Origin of the sequence: Vreelandella aquamarina (assembly GCF_900110265.1) — a bacterium.
GTDB lineage: Bacteria > Pseudomonadota > Gammaproteobacteria > Pseudomonadales > Halomonadaceae > Vreelandella > Vreelandella aquamarina.
In genome coordinates this window covers 1-20,765 of sequence record NZ_FODB01000011.1, presented here as the reverse complement: position 1 = coordinate 20,765, position 20,765 = coordinate 1, and the positions used below count along the sequence as shown (strand labels likewise).

The 20,765-nt window shown below is 57.5% G+C and carries 15 protein-coding genes and 2 pseudogenes; 12 read left to right on the top strand and 5 right to left on the bottom strand.

Annotated features, from left to right (window positions below; genetic code table 11):
* Nucleotides 1–37: 37 nt before the first annotated feature.
* The 5 genes from aceF to BMY49_RS04500 all read left to right on the top strand — a co-directional run bounded on the left by aceF (nucleotide 38) and on the right by BMY49_RS04500 (nucleotide 5,649).
* Nucleotides 38–2,050, top strand: coding sequence for a pyruvate dehydrogenase complex dihydrolipoyllysine-residue acetyltransferase (aceF, locus tag BMY49_RS04520; protein ID WP_044628728.1), 2,013 nt, complete (start codon nucleotides 38–40; stop codon nucleotides 2,048–2,050).
* Between the two features lie 265 nt (nucleotides 2,051–2,315).
* The gene (gene adk / locus BMY49_RS04515) at nucleotides 2,316–2,969 is read left to right on the top strand and encodes an adenylate kinase (RefSeq protein ID WP_062362226.1); all 654 of its coding nucleotides are present in this window, start codon (nucleotides 2,316–2,318) and stop codon (nucleotides 2,967–2,969) included.
* 112 nt (nucleotides 2,970–3,081) lie between these two features.
* Nucleotides 3,082–3,783: a tRNA (adenosine(37)-N6)-threonylcarbamoyltransferase complex dimerization subunit type 1 TsaB gene (gene tsaB, locus BMY49_RS04510; protein ID WP_062362230.1), complete on the top strand. Its 702-nt coding sequence runs from the start codon at nucleotides 3,082–3,084 to the stop codon at nucleotides 3,781–3,783.
* A complete protein-coding gene (locus tag BMY49_RS04505; protein ID WP_044628725.1) occupies nucleotides 3,780–4,490 on the top strand; it encodes a class I SAM-dependent methyltransferase in 711 nt (236 codons plus the stop codon). The genes tsaB and BMY49_RS04505 overlap by 4 nt, the downstream gene beginning before the upstream one ends.
* A 37-nt stretch (nucleotides 4,491–4,527) precedes the next feature.
* On the top strand, nucleotides 4,528–5,649 hold the full coding sequence (locus BMY49_RS04500; RefSeq protein ID WP_089674995.1) for a phospholipase D-like domain-containing protein: 1,122 nt from the start codon (nucleotides 4,528–4,530) through the stop codon (nucleotides 5,647–5,649).
* 3 nt (nucleotides 5,650–5,652) lie between these two features.
* On the opposite strand, the gene BMY49_RS04495 is transcribed toward BMY49_RS04500, so the two are convergent.
* Nucleotides 5,653–6,327: a YecA/YgfB family protein gene (locus BMY49_RS04495; RefSeq protein WP_058577146.1), complete on the bottom strand. Its 675-nt coding sequence runs from the start codon at nucleotides 6,325–6,327 to the stop codon at nucleotides 5,653–5,655.
* An 87-nt stretch (nucleotides 6,328–6,414) separates the two neighbouring features.
* Here BMY49_RS04495 and BMY49_RS04490 point away from each other — a divergent pair, with 87 nt between their 5' ends.
* From BMY49_RS04490 to BMY49_RS04480, 3 genes are all read left to right on the top strand, one after another.
* Nucleotides 6,415–6,963, top strand: coding sequence for a SprT family zinc-dependent metalloprotease (locus BMY49_RS04490; protein ID WP_044628722.1), 549 nt, complete (start codon nucleotides 6,415–6,417; stop codon nucleotides 6,961–6,963).
* A 169-nt stretch (nucleotides 6,964–7,132) separates the two neighbouring features.
* Nucleotides 7,133–9,082 (top strand): acetate--CoA ligase, encoded by a 1,950-nt coding sequence (gene acs / locus BMY49_RS04485; protein ID WP_089674993.1) that lies wholly within the window; start codon nucleotides 7,133–7,135, stop codon nucleotides 9,080–9,082.
* Nucleotides 9,083–9,352: 270 nt separating this feature from the next.
* A complete protein-coding gene (locus BMY49_RS04480) occupies nucleotides 9,353–10,015 on the top strand; it encodes a LuxR C-terminal-related transcriptional regulator (protein ID WP_016916171.1) in 663 nt (220 codons plus the stop codon).
* Between the two features lie 67 nt (nucleotides 10,016–10,082).
* Here BMY49_RS04480 and BMY49_RS04475 read toward each other — a convergent pair whose 3' ends face one another.
* The 4 genes from BMY49_RS04475 to BMY49_RS04460 form a co-directional block, all read right to left on the bottom strand.
* A complete protein-coding gene (locus BMY49_RS04475) occupies nucleotides 10,083–14,027 on the bottom strand; it encodes a NahK/ErcS family hybrid sensor histidine kinase/response regulator (RefSeq protein ID WP_089674992.1) in 3,945 nt (1,314 codons plus the stop codon).
* 128 nt (nucleotides 14,028–14,155) lie between these two features.
* Nucleotides 14,156–14,686, bottom strand: coding sequence for a hypothetical protein (locus BMY49_RS04470; RefSeq protein ID WP_062374854.1), 531 nt, complete (start codon nucleotides 14,684–14,686; stop codon nucleotides 14,156–14,158).
* A gap of 104 nt (nucleotides 14,687–14,790) precedes the next feature.
* On the bottom strand, nucleotides 14,791–16,572 hold the full coding sequence (locus tag BMY49_RS04465) for a sodium:solute symporter family protein (RefSeq protein WP_089674989.1): 1,782 nt from the start codon (nucleotides 16,570–16,572) through the stop codon (nucleotides 14,791–14,793).
* A 6-nt stretch (nucleotides 16,573–16,578) separates the two neighbouring features.
* On the bottom strand, nucleotides 16,579–16,839 hold the full coding sequence (locus BMY49_RS04460) for a DUF4212 domain-containing protein (protein WP_074211533.1): 261 nt from the start codon (nucleotides 16,837–16,839) through the stop codon (nucleotides 16,579–16,581).
* Nucleotides 16,840–17,446: 607 nt separating this feature from the next.
* Here BMY49_RS04460 and BMY49_RS04455 point away from each other — a divergent pair.
* The 4 genes and pseudogenes from BMY49_RS04455 to BMY49_RS17535 form a co-directional block, all read left to right on the top strand.
* Nucleotides 17,447–19,264, top strand: a complete 1,818-nt coding sequence (locus BMY49_RS04455; protein WP_074211534.1) for a putative nucleotidyltransferase substrate binding domain-containing protein — start codon at nucleotides 17,447–17,449, stop codon at nucleotides 19,262–19,264.
* A 5-nt stretch (nucleotides 19,265–19,269) separates the two neighbouring features.
* Nucleotides 19,270–19,920 (top strand): 3'-5' exonuclease family protein, encoded by a 651-nt coding sequence (locus tag BMY49_RS04450; protein ID WP_089674987.1) that lies wholly within the window; start codon nucleotides 19,270–19,272, stop codon nucleotides 19,918–19,920.
* Between the two features lie 78 nt (nucleotides 19,921–19,998).
* A pseudogene (locus BMY49_RS17720) lies at nucleotides 19,999–20,301 on the top strand (group II intron maturase-specific domain-containing protein); the annotation flags it as partial.
* Between the two features lie 123 nt (nucleotides 20,302–20,424).
* Nucleotides 20,425–20,765 (top strand): annotated as a pseudogene (locus tag BMY49_RS17535) (IS1380 family transposase); the annotation flags it as partial.

The following is a 20,765-nucleotide window of genomic DNA, read 5'->3' as shown; positions in this document are numbered from 1 at the left end:
GTCCGCCGGCTCGATCCGATTTGGAAGGAGCGCGACCTTGAGTAGCGAAATCATCAAAGTTCCCGACATCGGTGGGGATACCGATGTCGAAATCATCGAGATTGCGGTGTCAGAAGGCGACGTCATCGAAGCGGAAGACACCCTGATCACTCTGGAATCCGACAAAGCCAGCATGGATGTACCGGCCCCGAAAGGCGGCAAGGTGGTCAAAGTGTTGGTGAAAGAGGGCGATAAAGTCTCCGAAGGCGACGATATCGTTGAGCTGGAAGTGGAAGGTGGCGGTGAGAGCGATGCCGAGCCAGAAGCCGCCGCAGAAGACAGCCAGCCCGAAGCCGACGCGCCCGCCAAGCAGCCAGAAGCGGCCCCTGCGCCGAAGAAAGCCAGCGGTGGCAAGCAGACCGTCGACATCAAGGTGCCTGACCTTGGCGGCTCCGATAACGTCGAGATCATCGAAGTCGCCGTGAGCGAAGGCGATGACGTCAACGCTGAAGACCCGTTGATCACCCTGGAGTCTGACAAGGCTTCCATGGACGTGCCTAGCCCGCACAGCGGTAAGATCGTGTCGCTAACGGTGAAAGAGGGCGACACCGTTTCCGAAGGCGACGTGATTGGCCAGATGGAGATCGCGGGCGAAGGTGACGATACCGACGACGCGGACGCGCCTGAGCAGGCTGACGAGTCTGCCACCGCTAACCAATCTGCCGACGCCGAAGACGATGCGGCCGAAGAAGAGGGCGGCAGCGGCGAGCCCGAACGCAAAGAGATTCGCGTGCCGGATCTGTCGGGCTCTTCTGACGTGCCGATTATCGAAATTGGTGTTGCCGCTGGCGATGAAGTTGACATCGAAGACCCGCTGATCACTCTGGAGTCTGACAAGGCCTCCATGGACGTGCCAAGCCCCTTCAAGGGCAAGATTCTGGAGCTCACCGTCAAAGAGGGTGATACGGTCTCCGAAGGTGACGTGATCGGCTATATGGAAGTCGCGGGTGCCAAGAAAGCCGCACCCAAAAAAGCAGCTCCTGAAAAGGCGGATAGCAAGCCGCAGAGCGCACCCAGCGCCAAGCAGGCTTCTCCGGCGGGTTCTCCCAGCCCCGAAGCGCAAATGGCCGCGCATAAGCCGCGTGACGGCAAGCTGGTTCACGCAGGACCCGCAGTACGCATGCTGGCCCGTGAGCTAGGTGTCGACCTTGGCCTCGTGAAGCCCAGCGGCCCGAAAGACCGCGTGCTGAAAGAGGACGTACAAGCGTACGTTAAGCAAGCCATTGCGAACCAGGGCAAAGCCCAGGCAGCCGCTCCTGCTGCCAGCGGTGGTGCAGGTATCCCCGCCGTGCCGGAAGTCGACTTCAGCCAGTTTGGTGAAGTGGAAGAGAAGCCGATGGGTCGCCTGCTCAAGATGGGCGCAACGAACCTGCACCGCAGCTGGCTCAACGTACCCCATGTGACTCAGTTCGATGAAGCCGACATCACCGAGCTTGAGAACTTCCGTAAAGCTATGAAGGCGGAAGCCGAAGCCCAGGGAGCCAAGCTCACGCCGCTGCCCTTCCTGGTCAAGGCCTGTGCCTTTGCACTGCGCAAGTTCCCGCAGTTCAACGTCAGCTTGAAAGGCGACGGCGATACGCTGGTGTGGAAGAAGTACGTCCATATCGGTATCGCGGTGGATACGCCGGACGGTCTGATGGTGCCCGTGCTGCGCGACGCCGATAAGAAGTCCTTGATTGAGATTGCCAAGGAGATGGCGGAGCTGGGCAAGAAAGCGCAAACCAAGAAGCTCAAGCGGGAAGAGATGACCGGTGGCTGCTTCACCATTTCGAGCCTGGGTTCGATTGGTGGCACGGCCTTCACGCCGATCGTCAACGCCCCTGAGGTCGCGATCTTGGGTGTATCGAAAGCGCAGATGAAGCCGGTATGGGATGGCAGTGCTTTCCAGCCGCGCTTGATGATGCCGCTGTCGCTCTCCTACGATCACCGCGCGATCAACGGTGCGGATGCAGCGCGCTTCACCGCCTTCCTGGCGGACGTGCTCACCGATATCCGTCGCTTACTGTTGTAAGCGGACATAAGAGCAAGCCACAAGCGGCGCCCTTTCGGGCGCCGCTTGTGTTTATAACGGCTTAGCCGCGTAAACGGTGGCTTGGCGCAAACAGGGTGACCAAAGTACTAACGCTGGCCACTTTGCTGTTTTTGCTCAAAAAAACACAAAATAATCGTGCTCTCAGGCTTTTGGGGAGTTGTGTCGCCTGAACGGCACGGTTATTGTCAGTTCATTGATTTCATCTATCACTACCATTCAAGACGATCATTCAAGGAGCAGTGCCATGCGTTTAATCCTGTTGGGTGCCCCCGGCGCGGGGAAGGGGACTCAGGCTCAGTTTATTTGTGAGCAGTTTAAGATTCCCCAAATTTCCACCGGGGATATGCTGCGCGCCGCTATCAAGGACGGCACTGAGCTGGGCCTAAAGGTCAAAGAGATTATGAACAGCGGTGGTCTGGTGTCGGATGATATCATCATCGACTTGGTCAAAGAGCGCATTAGCCAGCCCGACTGTGAGAATGGCTTCCTGTTTGACGGCTTCCCGCGCACCATTCCTCAGGCAGACGCCATGAAAGAGGGCGGTGTGAAACTCGACCACGTGCTGGAAATTGCCGTGCCGGACGAAGAGATCGTCAGCCGTTTAGCAGGTCGCCGTGTTCACCCGGCCTCAGGTCGCGTGTACCACGTTGAGCACAATCCGCCCAAAGAGCCGGGCAAAGACGATGTGACCGGCGAAGCGCTGATTCAGCGTGAAGACGATCAAGAGTCTACGGTACGCAATCGTCTGTCGGTCTACCACGACCAAACCGCGCCGCTGGTGGAATACTACAAACAGTGGGCGAAAGAGGACCCAGCCGCCGCGCCCCAATACCACCGCGTAGAGGGCGTGGGCAGCGTGGCGGACATCACGCGCCAGGTGAAAGAAGCGCTGAGCTAAGCGCGCCGCAGCGTCACGTGTCACGATGGCCCGCAGGCTTCCTGCGGGCCATCGTCGTTTCAGGCGTGTGACGGTATACTAGAGGCCTATTTTTACGGAGTGCAACACCGCTATGTCGTCGTTATACCTTCTGGCACTGGATGCCTCCTCCAGCGCCTGTTCTGCGGCTTTGCTCCGCCAAGCAAGCGGTCAGCATGACTGTTTGGCGCGCTATGAAATGACGCCACGCGCGCACACCAAGCGCTTGATGCCGATGGTGGATGAGCTGCTCGCTGATGCGGGCATTGCCCCTCAAGCGCTGAACGCCATTGCGTTCGGGCGTGGTCCCGGTTCGTTTACCGGCCTGCGCATTGCGGCCGGTGCTGCCCAAGGCCTGGCGTTTGGCTTGGACTGCCCGCTGCTCGGCATTTCGACCTTGGAGGCGCTCGCGCTACAAGCGCATCGGCGTTATCACTTTCGCCATGTAGTCACCGCGTTGGATGCGCGCATGGGCGAAGTGTATGCGGCCACCTGGCACTGCTTGAACGATACCCTAAGCTTACAAAGTGACGAGGTCGTCATCGCGCCCGGTGCATTCCGCTTGCCGGCCGACGAGACCGATTGGGTGGGCGTAGGCTCGGGCTTTAGCCTGTGGGATGAGTTTGCTGTCGGCGTGCAGGCCAGTATGTCGCAACATCTCACGGACTTAGAACCGCGCGCAGAGGAGATGGCCTGGCTGGCCGCCCGCGACTTGGACGCAGGCTTAGGCCGGGCGGCCCATGAAGCGCAGCCGGTGTACTTGCGCAATAATGTTGCCTGGAAAAAACCGGCATGAGCCAGCCGGTGCCACAGGTGGCCCTGCCGCCAGGGCTAACCCTGGGGTATGTGAATGGTCAGCTTGCCTTAGCGGGGGATGAGCGCCAGTACGGCAAGCCGCTCAGCGTTGATTTTGTCTCGGGCAAGGCCGCGCACCGCCGTCAGTTCGGCGGCGGCCGTGGGCAATTGGTGGCCAAAGCCTGCGGGCTTACCAAGGGCATCACGCCGAGCGTGGTTGATGCCACAGCAGGCCTTGGCCGCGACGCCTTTGTGTTGGCAAGCCTAGGCGCGCAGGTGCTAATGATTGAGCGGGTCGAAGCCATTGCGGCGCTGCTGCAAGATGGCCTTGAACGTGCCGCTAGCGCAGATGAAACGGCATTGATTGCCGGGCGAATGGCACTTCGCCATGGCGACGCCGCGGAACAGTTGGCAGCTCTCATCGCTGATGCTGAGTTTGCGCCTCAGGTCATTCATCTGGACCCCATGTTCCCCCATCGCGAAAAGTCCGCGCTGGTGAAAAAAGAGATGCGCGTGTTTCGTGAGCTGGCCGGGGATGATGACGATGCCCCGCGCTTATTAGCAGCGGCGCTGGAGGTGGCAACCCACCGCGTGGTGGTGAAACGCCCGCGTAAGGCGCCGCCCATTGCTGGGCCTGCGCCGCAGCACACGCTGGAAGGCAAAACGAGCCGCTACGATCTGTACGTTCATCGTTCACTCAGCCGCTGAGCGTGGATGAAGCAGCGTAGCAAGAGAAGGAGTCTCTATGCAGCACGAGTGGCGAGAAGGAAATCGTGTGATTCTGCTGCCGGAAGCATCGCGCTTTTTACCGGCGATGTTTGAGGCGGTGAGTCAGGCGCAGCACTACGTGCTGGTGGAACTCTATTTGATGGAGTCCGGCGAGCTCGCAAACCAAGTCATTGACGCGTTAGCAGCCGCAACGCGGCGAGGGGTGAAAACCTATCTATTGCTAGATGGCTATGGCGCCATGGGGTTGGAGCGAAGCGACCGTGAACGTTTGCAGGCAGCGGGCGTGGCCTTGCAGCTGTTCAACCCGATTGGCTTCCACTCGCTGGCACGCAACCTGAGCCGTGACCACCGCAAGATCGTGGTGGTGGATGGCGAGGTAGCCTTCACGGGCGGGTTTGGCGCGGTGGATGAATTCCTGGAGGCCTGGTACGAAATCGCCGCCCGGGTCGAAGGGCCCGTGGTGGCCGACTGGGAGGCGCTGTTTCGTCGCTTGTGGCGTTCGCGGCTGACCCGCTATGCGTCCCCGCAAGGGCCGCGTCTGGCACTGCCGGAGGCGCGGGTAGCCGAGCCGCACGAAGAGGGTGTCAGGGGCAGGGTCATCTCGGGGCGTGGCTATCGCTACCAGGCCATTCGGCACTCACTCTACGCGCGAGTCCACCAGTCTCGCCAACGACTGTGGCTATGTACGCCCTATTTTGTGCCAACATTTGCGCTGCGTCGTCGCCTGATTCGAGCCGCCCAGCGAGGCGTCGACGTTCGTCTGCTACTGCCCGGTGCCAAGCACGACCACCCCGGCGTGCGCTATGCGGGTCAGCGTTTTTATCAAGGGCTGCTGAGAGCGGGCGTGCGTATTTTCGAGTTCCAGCCGACTTTTATACACGCCAAGTTCGTCCTGGCCGATGAGTGGGTTAGCCTCGGCTCCTGTAACTTTGACCACTGGAACTTACACTGGAACCTAGAGGCCAATCAGGAGATCGAGGACTCGGCGTTTGCCTGCGAAGTGCAGGCGCTTTTCGAGCGTAACTTTGCCGCCAGCCAAGAGGTGGATGCCCATGCCTGGGCCGCGCGGCCCTGGTGGCAGCGCGCCCGGGAGTGGGTATATGGCGCGCTGGATGGCCTGGTGACGCGGCTCAAGTAGCGGCTACTTGCGCTTTTTGCCCTTGGCAGGGGTTTTCTTGCGGGGCTTGGGTTTGGGCGTCTCGGGGGGTACGCGGTAGTGCAGGTACAGGTCGAGCACCAGTTCGGGCAGCTGGGCCACCAGCGCTTCCTGATTGGCCTGGTCGCTGGCCATCTCGGCCATGTCGGGTTCGTCGTCAAACAGACCCGAGAGCAGCATGAAGGGCAGCAGCAGGGTGGCCGCAGCCTCTTCGTCTTCCTGGAACCAGGCGCTCTCGTCGCTGAATACGCCCTCCATAAAGCCTGCACACCAGTCGCCAATAGGGGTTTCCTCGGCGGGCAGGCCATCCAGCGTTAGCTCGAAGGGCAGCTCCGGTAGGCCACCTTGCTCCAGTACCGCCATGGTGTTGTCGCGCAGTAGCGTCAGCAGCTGGATGATCTCTTCGCGCTCGGCGGCGTCGCGGTAGTTGGGTTCGCCTTGGAATAGCTCCTCTAGCCACTGCTCGGTGGGCTGCTCGCTAGGGGCAACCGCCAAGGCGACTAGAAAGCCGTGGGCTGAAATCAGATCGAGGGCATCTTCGCCCACTTGCTCTGAATCGAGAAAATCATCCAGCCTGTCGAGCTGTTCATCATCAAGCAGCGGCTGAGGCGGGGCATTGTCGGGCGAGTTTGCTTCGGTCACGGTATTGCGCTCTGCCATGGGGAGCCTCGTGGTCAACGTCATCTTTGAAAACCGCTGTCGATCCGTCACAATCGAGCAACGTTACTAATGGCTAGTTTATCACTAATGAAGACGTCACCACTGCCCCCTTGGCCGCGCGATGAGCTCATGTCGCGTTCTCATGACGCGCTGCTTCAGGCGGCTCAAGAGCGCGTGGCGCAGGCCCTGGCACGCTGCCGAGAAGTCTACCCAGCGCTGCCTGCCCCAAAGGTATGGTTTGATTTGAAAGGTGCTTCAGCAGGGCAGGCGCATCTTGGGCGGGGTGGACTACGCTTTAACCCAGTGCTGTTGAAAGACAATCGACAGGCCTTCTTCGATGAAGTGATTCCCCACGAGATGGCCCACTGGCTGGTCTTTCATCTGGCCAACGGCACGCGCTTAAAGCCCCACGGCCGCGAGTGGCAGTCGGTGATGCGAAATCTGTTTGGCTTGGTGCCACGGGTGACTCACCGCTTTGATATTCAGCGTTCCCAACCGCGTCCTTATCGGTATGAGTGTGGCTGCCAGGTCCATCATTTTACCGCCAGACGTCATGCCTTGGTGGTAAAGGGGCGTCGTTATCGTTGCCGCCATTGTGATCAGACCTTGGTCTACAGCGCATTTAAAAACCTGTGATGCTATTTTAAATCATTGTTTTTAAAATAAAAAATGATAATACCAATGTCTAAAGGGAAGCCGTTCAGGACAGGTTTATGCTAGGTGAAGATTACGCGCGTCGGTGTAGTCAATAATAAGGCCGACACCATTTTCTAGAGAGTGCAACTTCACGGACAAAGGCAATTTCATGAGCGAGCATAAAAACGTCTATCCAGTGCGCGATAGCATCGCTGCCAAGGCATGGGCCGATAAAGATAAATATGCGGCAATGTATCAGCAGTCCATGGACGACCCAGAAGGTTTCTGGGACGAGCAAGCAAAACGCCTCGACTGGATTAAAACCCCCAGCAAAATCAAAAACACCTCGTTCGCCCGAGATAACGTCGATATCCGCTGGTTTGAAGACGGCGAACTTAACGTCGCGGCGAACTGCTTAGATCGCCACCTAGAGAAGCGCGGCGACCAAACGGCGATTATTTGGGAAGGCGATAACCCCAACGAATCCAAACATATTAGTTATCGCGAACTTTACGAGCGCACCAATCAGCTAGCAAACGGCTTGAAATCGCTGGGTGTTCAGAAAGGCGATACAGTAACGCTGTATATGCCGATGATTCCCGAAGCGGCCATGGCCATGTTGGCCTGCGCCCGTATCGGTGCGGTGCACTCGGTGGTATTTGGCGGCTTCTCGCCAGACGCTGTGGCCCAGCGGGTCATCGGCGCAGATTCCAAACTGGTGATCACTGCCGATGAGTCGGTTCGCGGTGGCAAGCATGTGCCGCTGAAAGAGAACGTCGACTCTGCGCTCAAGCGTGACGGCACCGATGTGTGCAAAAACGTGCTGGTTGTGAAGCGTACCGGCGGTGAGATCGACTGGCAGGAAGGCCGCGATATCTGGTTTGACGAGCTGGTCGACAAACAGTCCAGCGAGTGCCCAGCTGAGGCGATGAATGCGGAAGATCCGCTGTTCATTCTCTACACCTCAGGCTCCACCGGCGCGCCGAAAGGCTTGAAGCACACTACCGGTGGTTACCTGACCTACGCCGCCATGACGCATCAGTACGTGTTCGACTATCAAGAGGGCGAAATCTACTGGTGTACGGCAGATGTGGGCTGGGTGACCGGGCATAGCTATATCGTTTACGGCCCGCTGGCGAACGGTGCCACTACGCTGATGTTTGAAGGCGTGCCGAGCTATCCGACCCACGGCCGCATGGGTGAAATCGTCGATAAGCATCAGGTCAATATCCTCTACACCGCGCCCACAGCCGTGCGTGCGCTGATGGCTCATGGCGACAACGTGATGGATTCCAGCAAGCGTGATTCGCTGCGCTTACTGGGCTCGGTGGGTGAGCCGATTAACCCCGAAGCGTGGGAGTGGTTCTACCGCGTGATCGGCAACGAGAAGTGTCCGATTGTGGATACTTGGTGGCAGACAGAAACCGGCGGCATCATGATTGCGCCGCTGCCAGGGGCCACCGACCTGAAACCAGGCTCGGCGACCACGCCTTTCTTTGGCGTCAAACCTGCCCTGGTCGATAACGAAGGCCACCAACTCGAAGGAGCCACCGAGGGCAACCTGGTGATTCTGGACTCCTGGCCGGGGCAAGCGCGCTCTATTTGGGGCGATCATGAGCGCTTCGTTCAGACCTATTTCTCTACCTACGACGGCATGTACTTCACGGGCGACGGCTGCCGTCGTGATGAGGATGGCTACTACTGGGTCACCGGCCGGGTGGACGACGTGCTGAACGTCTCCGGCCACCGCATGGGCACCGCCGAGATCGAGTCGTCGCTGGTGGCGCACTCTGCCGTGGCCGAAGCGGCTGTAGTGGGCTTCCCCCACGATATCAAAGGCCAGGGCATCTACATCTACGTGACCCTGAACGACGGTATCGATCCCACGGACGAGCTAAAGAAAGAGTTGACCCAGTGGGTGCGTAAGGATATCGGGCCGATTGCGTCGCCGGATGTTATCCAGTGGGCGCCGGGGCTGCCGAAAACGCGTTCAGGTAAAATTATGCGCCGCATTCTGCGCAAAATTGCCGCCAACGAGTGCGATGGTCTGGGCGATACCAGCACGCTGGCAGACCCGTCGGTGGTCGATGACCTGATCGAACATCGTGCCAACCAGTAAGGGAAGCACCCCCATGAATCGTCTTGTGGGGGCTGTTTTCAATGACCAGCGTCACGCCTGGATTTATTGAATCAGGGAAAACTGCGTTAGTCTGTTGCGGTGCCGGCCATGAGCCGGCACCGCTGTTTCTGTTTGAATGACGTTCCAATAACAAATTGTGCATGTGATGCTTGGGCATGATGAAGCCCATGGGGTACCATGCTTCAACCGTATGAGCCTAGCGTCGCGGCGGCAGGCAACCCCGCTGCTCGAGGAACCGGAGGAATATCCATGGCAGTAGCCCATAAGTTTATCGTCGCTGACGACCATCCGCTGTTTCGTGCAGCGCTCACCCAGGCGTTGCGCCAGTTGGCCCCCCAGGCTGAGATTGTCGAAGCCGACACCATGGAAGCCACCACTGAGGTCGTTAATCGACACCCCGATGCGGATTTAATTCTGCTGGATCTTCATATGCCTGGTGCCCACGGCTTTTCGGGTCTCATCCAACTGCGCGGGCAGATGCCGGATATTCCGGTAGCCGTCGTATCCGGCAGCGATGAGCCCTACGTGGTGCGTCGTGCTATCGACTACGGTGCCTCTGGTTTTATTCCTAAATCATCGTCGCTGCAACTGATCGCGGAAGCGGTCGGTGAGATTCTGCAGGGTGAGGTGTGGTTACCGGAAGCACTAGCCAACGTACTGGAAGAGACCAGTGAAGAGGAGTCGCGCTTTGCTGAGGCGATTGCCTCGCTAACACCCCAGCAGTTTCGCGTGCTGAACATGCTGACCGAAGGCCTGCTGAATAAGCAAATTGCCTACGAGCTGAATGTGTCAGAAGCGACTATTAAAGCCCATGTGACGGCCATTCTGCGCAAGCTGGGCGTGCACTCGCGCACTCAGGCAGTTATTGCCGCGCAGAAACTGGAAGTGGAGCCGCCAAAAGTCGAGTCGTAACGGCTAACGGCAGGTGAACAGCGCCGCGCTTAGATTTTTCTAAGCGCGGCGCTGCTGTTTTTTAGTATTAGGGTTTGGCGCGGCTGGCCTGGAGAGTACGAGTGAGTAGTGCGCGTAGGGCGGCTGGTTTCACCGGCTTGAGCAGGAGCTGGTAGCCTGCCCGCTTGATCTCTTCTGCGACGGCTTCGGTACGGTCGGCGGTGATGACAATGCCGGGAACGGCCCCTGCAAAGCGCTCACTAAGTGCTTCTAGCGCCATCAGGCCGGTGATCTCGTTATCCAGGTGATAATCTGCCAGGATGGCGTCAGGATCACCGTCCATATTGCGTAGAATCGACTTTGCCCCACCGATGCTGGTGGCGGTAAACACTTCGCAGCCCCAGCCGCTGAGCATCGCAGTCATGCCTTCTAGAATCAGTGTTTCGTTGTCGATACACACGATCCGAGTGCCTGCCAGCTTGTTGCCGCTGCGGCGGCTGTGGGGTTCTTGATGATCAGTTATCGTCGCTTCCCGTGCCGCAACGATGGGCACGCTGACCGAGAACACCGTACCTACACCCTCCCAGGAGCGCACCTTGATGGGGTGATCCAGCACGCGGCTCATACGGTCGGCGATGGAGAGTCCCAGCCCCAGGCCTTTTTCACTCTCTTTATGACGGGAAACCTGATCGAGGCGTCGGAACTCTTGAAATATCTCCGTCAATTTGGATTCGGGAATCCCTGGCCCGCTGTCCCATACTTCGATCAGCAGTCGCCCTCCTTGGCGGCGGCAGCCAAGCAGCACGCGCCCCTCTTGAGTGTAGCGAATCGCGTTGGAGAGGAAGTTCTGCACGATCCGGCGCAGCATCTGCGGGTCGGAATCCACCCACTGCTGAGTGGGCACAACGTCAAGATCCAAGCCGCGATCATCGGCCATCACCTCAAACTCAGCGCGTAGTGGGCGGAAAATATCGGCCAGGGCAAAGTGGCTGCGCCGTGGCGTCAGCGCACCGGCATCCAGCTTGGAGATATCCAGCAATGTGCCGAGAAGCTCTTCGGCGGCCTGAAGAGAGTTATCGATATGGCCAATGGTGCGCTGGGTGTCGCTGGCGGTGACGTTCTGCATTAGCGCCGAGGTGAACAGCCGCGCGGCGTTCAAAGGCTGCAGCAGGTCGTGGCTGGCGGCGGCCAAGAAGCGGGTTTTCGAAGCGTTGGCGTCTTCAGCGAGCTGTTTGGCCTGGCGCAATGCCTGCTCCGCTTCGGCACGCACGCGGTTCTCTTGGCGTAGAGCAGCGTTGGCTTCGGAGAGCGCCTGGGTACGCTCGCGCACCCGCTCTTCCAGGGTTTCGTTGGTCTCTTTGAGGGCAATTTCTGCTTGGCGGCGCTCGGTAATATCTTGATACAGCGCGAAGAAACCCAAAATCGACTGGCTGTCACCAAAGTGCGGGGTGTAGGTCACCAGCATATAGCGCATGGCGTCGTTGACCTGCATGGAGACTTCAAAACTGACCCGCTCACCGGCCAGGGTGCGCTGTACCCAGGGCACCCGTTCTTCGGCCTGTTTCACCGGCAGCACGTCTTCGTAGCGCCGCCCAATCACCGCGTTGCGGTCGATGTTGAACGCCTGCTCGTAGGCGCGGTTGGTAAAGAGATAGCGGCTCTCTTTATCGAAGTAGGCAATGAGCGCCGGGACGTTATCGGTATAGATGCGGATATTGTTTTCTGAGCGGATCAGCGCCTCTTCGATACGCTTTTGCTGGGTAATATCCTGATAGGTGTAGACAAAGCCGCCGCCGGGCATCGGGTTGCCCTGTACTTCCAGCACGCTGCCGTCCTGGCGGTAGCGCACGTAGCGGTGGGGTTGGCCATCGCGAATGTTATCCAGCAGTAGCTGCACGTGCTCTTCCGGGTCGCCGGGGCCGTACTCGCCGTTGTGGGCGTTGTAGCGGAAGATGCGATCCATCGGTGCGCCGACGCGAATGATGTGGTCGGGGAAGCGGAACAGCTCTAAATAGCGCTGGTTCCACACCACTAGGCGCAGGTTCTGGTCGACCACACTGATGCCTTGGTTGATGTTCTCGATGGTGGCTTGTAGCAGGGCACGGTTGAACTCCAGCACCTGGGAGGCCTCATCCACGATGGAGATCACATCGGAAATACCGATGCCTCGCCCTTGAAGGGCAGAGTTCACCACGATCCGCGCCGACGATGCCCCCAAGACAGAGGCGAGAAACCGCTCGGTGAATTGGATCACGTCGATGGAGGCGCGGGTGCCATCGTCCAGCGGCTTGCCCGCTCGGCGTGCGTAATCATCGAAGGCACGGTCGACTTGGCCCGCGCCTAAGAAGCGCTCACACAGCACTTTCAAATCGCCCACCGTTGTGGCCCCTGTCCAGGGGCGATTAACGGAGGTTTGGCGAGTTTCGACGCTATCCACAAACAGCGACGCCTGAATGCGTTCGACTACCCGCTGGGAGGTGATCTGTGAGACAAAGATATAGCAGAACAGATTGACCCCTAGCGAAAGCATCACGCCATGGGTAAAGGCATCGCCCATGTTCAGGCCAAACAGCGCCGTCGGCGACAGCCAGTTAAGCCCCAGCGGGCCACCGGCAAGCCACGCTTGAGGCAGTACACCAGCGTTAATCATGGCGGGCATGAGCAGGCTATACGCCCAAATAGCAAAGCCCACGTTCATGCCCACAATGACGCCTAAGCGGTTGCCGCGCTTCCAGTACAGCCCGCCAATCAGCGCCGGAGCAAACTGGGCCGCCGCTGCAAACGAGAGCATGCCGATGGAGGCCAGCGAGGTGAATTCGCCAATCAGCTGATAAAAGCCGTACGCCATGGCCAGCACGGCCACGATAGTGAGGCGGCGAGCGCGCAGCACCAAACGGCCATAGTCTCTGGCTTTGGTGTCGAACCAGCGCAGCCTGAAGAGCGCCGGGATCACAATTTCGTTCGAGATCATGATGGAGACCGCCACCGCCGCCACAATCACCATGCCCGTTGCGGCAGAGAATCCGCCGATAAACGTGAGCAGCGTGAGCCACTGCTGGCCGGAGGCCATGGAAAGGGCGAGCGCATAGGTGTCGGGCTCCACACCGCTTTCTGAAAACAGCAGCAGACCAGCGGCGGCCAGGGGAACTACGAAAAAGGCAATCGCCAGCAAGTAAAGCGGAAACAGCCAGCGTGCTTTAGTGGCGTCGTTAGGGTGAATGTTCTCGACCACCGCCACATGAAACTGGCGGGGTAGACACAGGATTGCCAGCATGGCGAGCAGGGTCTGCGCCCAGAAGCTCTGGCCAAAATCCTGATTAGCGAGCTGGCGCTGAAGTTCAAGCTGACTCTCTGCGTGCCCCATCAGCTCACCCAGGCCATCGAACATGCCCCAGGTAACAAAAGCGCCGAGCACGACAAAGGCCAGCAGCTTGACCAATGACTCAAACGCGACGGCGTGGATTAAACCTTCATGATGTTCAGTGGCATCGGTATGCCGCGTGCCGAATAGAATGGCAAAAATGGCCATCACTACTGCCACATAAAAGGCCGTATCGCCAAACAGTGGCGTATGAGTAACATCGGAAGCGTCGGTGAGCACGCTGAACGTGGTGGAGACCGCTTTTAGCTGTAGCGCGATGTAGGGCAGGGTGCCGACAAGGGCGACCAGGCTAGCAAAAGCGGCCAGAGATTGGGTTTTACCGTAACGGGAGGCAATGAAGTCGGCAATGGAGGTGACGTTTTGGTGCTTGGCAACGCGGATCATCTTCGCCAGCACAGGCCAGAAGAGCAAAAACGTCAGAATAGGCCCCACGAAGATGCTGGCAAACGACCAGCCCGCGGTGGCAGCTTGACCCACCGCGCCGTAGAAGGTCCATGACGTGCAGTAGATAGCGAGCGCCAAGCTATAAATAATCGGGCGGCGCTGGCTAGCGCCGTGAGTGCGTGCACGCCGGTCGCCAAACCAGGCAATACCAAACAGCACTGCAATATAGAGCAGTGACACCGCGACCAGCAGCCCGCCATGAAACATAGTGTCTCCTCACCAATCGTACTTTTAACTGTACCTTTAAATAGCGCGTACTGAGCAGTACGTCTAAACAGCACGTCTAAACCGACCTTCGCCCAGCAAAGGGCTCCATTCTAGGCGAAGGGGAGGCGCTACGTCTGCCGTTCGTTGGCCAGTTGGCAAACGGTGGTCAGCAGCGGTGAGGTGTCGCGGAGTGTGCGTAGCTCATTGAGATCCGCGTCCCCGGTCTCTGGGTTTAGCGGAATCAGCTCTCGGCTTGAGCAGTTGAGGATGTAGGGCTGCGTGGTGATCAGGTCCGTATGGCGGCGCTCAAACTGGTAAAGAATAAACTCGGCCACCAGATCGCCATCGACGGTTTGGGCGCGTACATTCTCGCTATCCACCACACTAAAAGTGGTGGTGATCGGGAAAATAAACGTCCAGGGTCGCCACATGTTGCTGGACGTGTCGCTGGAAATCACTTGGGCCGTTTCCGGCAGCTGCAGCTGCTTATGCTCGAACCAGTCATACTCAAATTGAACCTGATAACCCAGCATGCCCAGCCCACCAAACACCGGCACGATCCATTTGGGTAGCCGCTTACGGCTGATTGTTCGAAGCAATAGGCCGATACCTGCCGCGGCAAGGCCTGCAAACACAGCGGCCACTAAGTGCCAAATCATACTATTTCCTTCTGAAAAGCCATCGGGCTTCCCTAAGGAAGCCCGATGGAAGGTGGTTCCGTTCGCTATTGGCCGACGGCGCAATAAGGTGGAACGATTATGACTTAGTGATCAACCGCTGCACCAGCACCTTTCGGATAGCGTACGCTTTCCACCAGGTCCTGAATTTCTTGCGGCGGCGCATCGGTGGCGTTAGAGACAACGAAGGCCACAGCGAAGTTGATCAGCGCGCCTACAGCACCAAACGAGAGCGGTGAAATGCCCAGTATCCAGTTATCCGGCGTATTGGCCAGCATGTTGGTGCCCGGAATAAAGAACCAGCCCAGGTAGGTGAAGATGTAGAGCAGGGTGCAGATCAGACCTGCCAGCATACCGGCAATTGCGCCTTTGTTGTTCATGCGCTTAGAGAAGATACCCATCATTAGCGCAGGGAACAGCGAGGCACCGGCAATACCGAAGGCAAGTGCTACCGTTTGAGCGGCAAACCCAGGTGGGTTAAGGCCCAAGTAAGTTGCTAGCAGGATCGCACCGGCCATGGAGATACGTGCTGCCAGCATTTCGCCTTTTTCGGAGATTTTCGGGTTGATCATGGTTTTGATCAAGTCATGACTGATCGCTGACGAGATTGCCAAGAGCAGACCCGCTGCGGTAGAGAGTGCCGCTGCGATACCGCCCGCTGCGATCAAGCCCACTACCCAGCTTGGGAGATTGGCAATTTCAGGGTTCGCCAATACTAGGATGTCGTTGTTTACTTCTAGCTCGTTACCTTCCCAGCCGCGATCAGAAAAATCAGCCGCATTGTTGTACATCTGGATACGACCATCGTTGTTCAGGTCAGTATGGGTAATCAGGCCAGTCTCTTCCCAGGTGCGGAACCAGTCAGGGCGATCTTCATAGAGGATGGGGTTAAGAGTGGCTTCTTCATAGTTTTCCACCTGCCCAGCCATATCTGGATAGACGGTTGTAGCCAGGTTGAGACGTGCCATTGAGCCAACCGCAGGAGCGGTTAAATACAGCAGTGCGATGAAGACAAGTGCCCAGCCCGCTGACCAACGTGCATCGGCTACTTTCGGTACAGTAAAGAAGCGGATAATAACGTGGGGCAGACCGGCAGTACCGACCATCAGCGATAGAGTGAACAACACCATGTTCAGCTTGTTATCAACGTCTGCGGTGTAGTCTTGGAAACCCAGTGCATTGACCACATCGTCAAGCTTCGTGAGTAACGGAATGCCGGACTCTGTATGTGTGCTGAACATGCCGAACATCGGGATTGGGTTGCCGGTAAGCTGCATGGCGATAAACACCGCCGGGATAGTGTAGGCGATGATCAGTACCACGTACTGAGCAACCTGCGTATACGTGATGCCTTTCATACCGCCGAAAACAGCGTAAAGGAAGACGATAAACGCGGCGATCCAGATACCCCAGGTGTTGCTCACTTCTAGGAAGCGGGAGAACGCAACGCCTGCACCGGTCATCTGGCCGATAACGTAGGTCACCGAGGCTACGATCAAACACACAATCGCCACTAAACGCGCGGTGTTACTGTAGAAGCGGTCGCCGATGAAATCTGGAACGGTGAACTTGCCGAACTTACGCAGGTAAGGGGCAAGTAGCATCGCCAGGATAACGTAGCCCCCGGTCCAGCCCATCAGGAAGGTGGAGTTAGCGTAGCCGCCAGAAGCGAGCAAGCCCGCCATAGAGATAAAGGATGCCGCCGACATCCAGTCGGCTGCTGTCGCCATGCCGTTGGTAATCGGGTGTACGCCGCCACCGGCGACATAGAAGTCTTTGGTGGAGCCCGCTCGCGCCCATATCGCAATCCCGATATAGAGGGCAAACGAGGCGCCAACAAACAGTAAGTTAATTGCAAACTGGCTCATGCTGGCTTACTCCCCCAGGCCGTATTTTTTGTCGAGCGCGTTCATTCTCCAGGCGTAGAAGAAGATCAGCACGATGAAGGTAAGAATGGAGCCTTGCTGAGCAAACCAGAAGCCCAGGTCCGTACCGCCAACGGGAATGCCCGCGAGAAGCGGACGAAAGAGGATGGCGCATCCATAAGAGACAAATGCCCAAACCGCCAGGCATCCTAAGATCAGACGGACGTTGGCCTTCCAGTATTCAGCAGCATTGGATTTATCGTCTGCCATTGTGTTGCTCTCCAGTTGTGATTTTTAGGGTTGGAAAGTGAACTCAAGATAGTGTTTGGTTCATCAGGGCGACCCCGCATAGAAAACCGCGCTGGGTGTTGGGCGGTAAGACAGCGTTGCCAGGCACGTCACCTTCTTATTGTTAAGCCGTCTTGTGTCGTTATTGGGTGATCGGCAAGTTATCGTCAGCGGCTTGAAGTGCGTTAGATAGGTGTCGTGCGATTACCCTGTATGACTCGTTGATAATACTGGGCAATAATTGCAAAAAATAAATCCCAGACTTTGGTATCAGGTGCTCTTTGCAAGGCAGTGAAATTGGCTGTTTTGAATATAAAGCATTATTTTTATTGATTTTTCATCGATATTTAAACGCCGTCTGAGAAGTGATAGGACAATAGTCTATGGCTCGGTTAAAAGTAATGTTTGCTACCTTAATGAGTGATGTTTAATCGTTTTAAGAGAGTTTAAAAAAGACACTACTTTAGTCGCTAAACGAACGTCGTTAAGACGTTAGCGCTATAGCTTAAAGTATAATAAGTGAATGAGTTGAAAAGTAGTCAAACCGTTCGCTTTACTTCCCAACCCCTGCCCTTAAGCGAGGTCGCCCATGGTAGAAGTGGATCTCTCCCAGCTACCGTTTACGCTGATGGATGAGGCGGGGCGCGATCATGTTCGTCGCGGGATGGATCTTGCCTACTTTGACCGCGATGAAATTATTCTGGAGATGGGCCAGCCGGGTGAGTCGGTTTTTTTGATACATAAAGGAGAAGTCGCCGAGCTTGATCCCACCCTGCCTGCTGCTAGTGCGCGCATTGGCCACTACACCGCAGGCGATTTGTTTGGCGCCATCAGTATTCTCAACGGCAAAAGCCGCTACCGCTTCCAAGCTGAACAAGAGTGCCTGTGCTATGTGATGCCTAAAGCGCTGTTTACTCAACTGTGCCGTCACTATCCACCGTTTGAGCAGTTCTTTAAGCAGTCGCTCTCACACAAAGCGCGCCTGCTCACCGAAAAACGCGCTGAAGGCGGCGTCACCATGGCGGGCTTTATGCTGGCCAAAGTGAATGAGTGTATGCGCGAGCCGCTGCTCATTGATGCCTCAAAGAGTATTCATGACGCTGTTCGACAGCTACATGATAGTCATGCGGACAGTCTACTGGTCGCTACTGCAGGCGCCCTGGGCATGGTGACCAAAACCGATCTGCTCAATGGGTTGGTATTGGGTAACTGCACCCAGGCAACACCGGTTGAAGCGCTGGCCAACGTCTCCTTGGTCACGGTAGCTCCCGAGCAGTACCTGTTTGAAGCGCTGATTTTAATGACCCGCCATAAAGTGGCGCGGGTGGTGGTAATGGAAGGGGAGAGTGTTAAAGGCGTCGTTGAGCTAATGGACGTGTTGAGCTTCTTCTCTAGCCGTAGCTACGTGGTCAGCCTGCAGGTGGAGCAGGCTAGCAGTCTGGAAGCGCTGGCGGCGGCTAGCCAGCGTACGCCGGAATTAGTGAATGCGCTGATGGCGCAGGGCGTAAAGCTGCGTTTTGCCATGGATCTGTTGGCGGCGCTGAACGGGCGCATTATGAGCAAAGCGTGGAGCTTCACAGTGCCTGAGCAGTACCACACCCAAAGCTGCTTAATGGTGATGGGCAGCGAAGGACGCGGCGAGCAGATCCTCAAAACCGATCAAGATAATGGGTTGATCTTAGCTGATGATTGCCAGTGGCCCACGGTGGCTGAGGAGATGAACACTCTAACGGAAACGCTAATCCAGCTAGGCTATCCACCTTGCCCCGGCAATATCATGGTGTCTAACCCAGAGTGGGTGGGTACGGTTTCCCAGTGGAAAAACAATATCACTAAGTGGGTCAATGCCCGAGATGGCGATAGCCTGATGAAACTAGCGATTCTATTGGACTCCCACGGCGTGGCGGGTAATCCGGCGCTACTGGATCAGGTGCGTGAAGCGCTGTTTGAGCGCTGCTCCCACGATGAACTGCTGCTCTCTTACTTTGCCCGGGCGGCACTGCGCTTCTCGACGCCTCTGACGCTATTTGGCTCGCTGAAAAAGCCCCAGCACGGTATTGATATCAAAAAAGGCGGTATTTTTCCGATAGTCCACGGTGTGCGTACGATGGCCCTTGAGCGGCGCATTAATGCGACCTCTACCTTGGACCGCTTAGATGCCTTGGCCGCCGATGGGCGGCTTGACCGCCGCTTTGCTGATGATCTAGGCGAGGCGCTGGCGCTGTTTACCGAGCTACGCCTTCGTCAGCAGCTTCAGGAGTTGGATAACGTCAACCCTAAACGCACCAATCGAGTGGTCGTTCAGGAACTCTCTTCGCTAGAACGGGACTTGTTGCGTGAAGCCCTACGCATCGTGAAAGACTTTAAGCAGCGTCTTTCCCATCGTTACCATTTGGAGTATTCGTGAGCGGAATGCGCTTGTTAGATCGACATATGACCCTGTTCAGCGGTTCACTGCGCACTCTGCTTCAGCGTGAGAGCGACCGCCGTCGCTGGGCGGACTCGCCCTATGCCTGGCTGTTTCAGCCTTATATGGGGGAAGAGGCCGTGGCCATGGCGTGCCAGGTAAGCGCCGTTCAGCCCGCTGTAATGAGTGTGGCGGCGGTGGTGCTAAGCCCGCGCCAAGTGCACACCAGCCGTACGTGGGTGGCCACCTTAGTCGCATCATCGGCGCTGGCGCCTGCTACTCTGCGACGCCATCATCAGTTGCATGCCACGCACTCGCCCCGTTCTCCCGATGCTGAGTGTCTGAGTGAGCTGGCGGAGTTTATTGGCAATCGGCCGCTAGTCGGGTGGCAATTAGAGAACACCATTGAGCCGCTTAATGGGCTGTTTCGAAACGTGCTGGGATTCGGGCTGCCTAACGCGCAGGTGGATATTGCTAAACTGCACGGGCGTCAGCTACGGCGGCTGCATCCTCATATCGAAGCCAGCAGCCGCCTTGGTGATGCGCTTACCCGATGGAAACTGCCCCCATTAACCTGGCCCAGCGTGGTCAGCGAAGCCACCGCCAGCGCGTTGCTGTATCTGCGTCTTCAGCGCGAGATAGCGTTAACTGCCTAGGGTTTGTATTGGGTAGAGCGTCGCTGTTACAGTAAGCTGCGCTTGACGATCAATGAGTCCAAAAGTGCGGTCACCAGCGTGTTTGGCCGCAAGTTCCTGGGCTACGCCCTATGGGAAGCTAAGGGTGGAGATGTCCGACGTGGTATATCAGCAAAAGCGTTGGGGGCATTTAAACAGCGGATTAGGCAACTGACACGCCGAAATGGCGGACGCAGTATCTCACAGGTCGTCGCCTATCTACGACGCTACCTTTTAGGCTGGCAAGGCTACTTTAAGCTGTCGCAAACACCTCGTATCTGGCGGTCGCTGGACGGGTGGATACGACGACGGTTAAGAGCTTTGCACCTTAAGCAATGGCGTCGGGGTAAGACGATTTATCGTGAGCTGATGCGTCTTGGCGCTACGCCGAGGGTAGCACAATCGGTGGCGGCGTTGAGTCGTCGCTGGTGGCACAACAGTCTGTCGGGAGTCCATCATGTATTAACGGTGGCCTACTTTGATCGGCTGGGCATGCGCACCAGTGACGTGATCAAGAGCTACCTGGGCCTGCTGTGTCTGGGCATGAGCGACTATGACGCTGTCGAGAACTTCCGCCGCGACAAGCCCTTCCAACAACTGCTGACCCTGCAGAAGGTGCCGAGCGCGGCGACGCTGCGACAGCGGCTGGAGAAACTTGCCGCCAACGACCTGCAGGCGCGCACCGCCACCTGGTCCACGACCCTGCTGTCACTGATCGAAGCACCGATCACCGCCGAGACGACGCACGTCTGCCTGGACATCGACACCTTCGTCATGGACAACAGCAACTCGAAGAAGGAAGGCGTCTCGCGGACCTACCAGAAGGT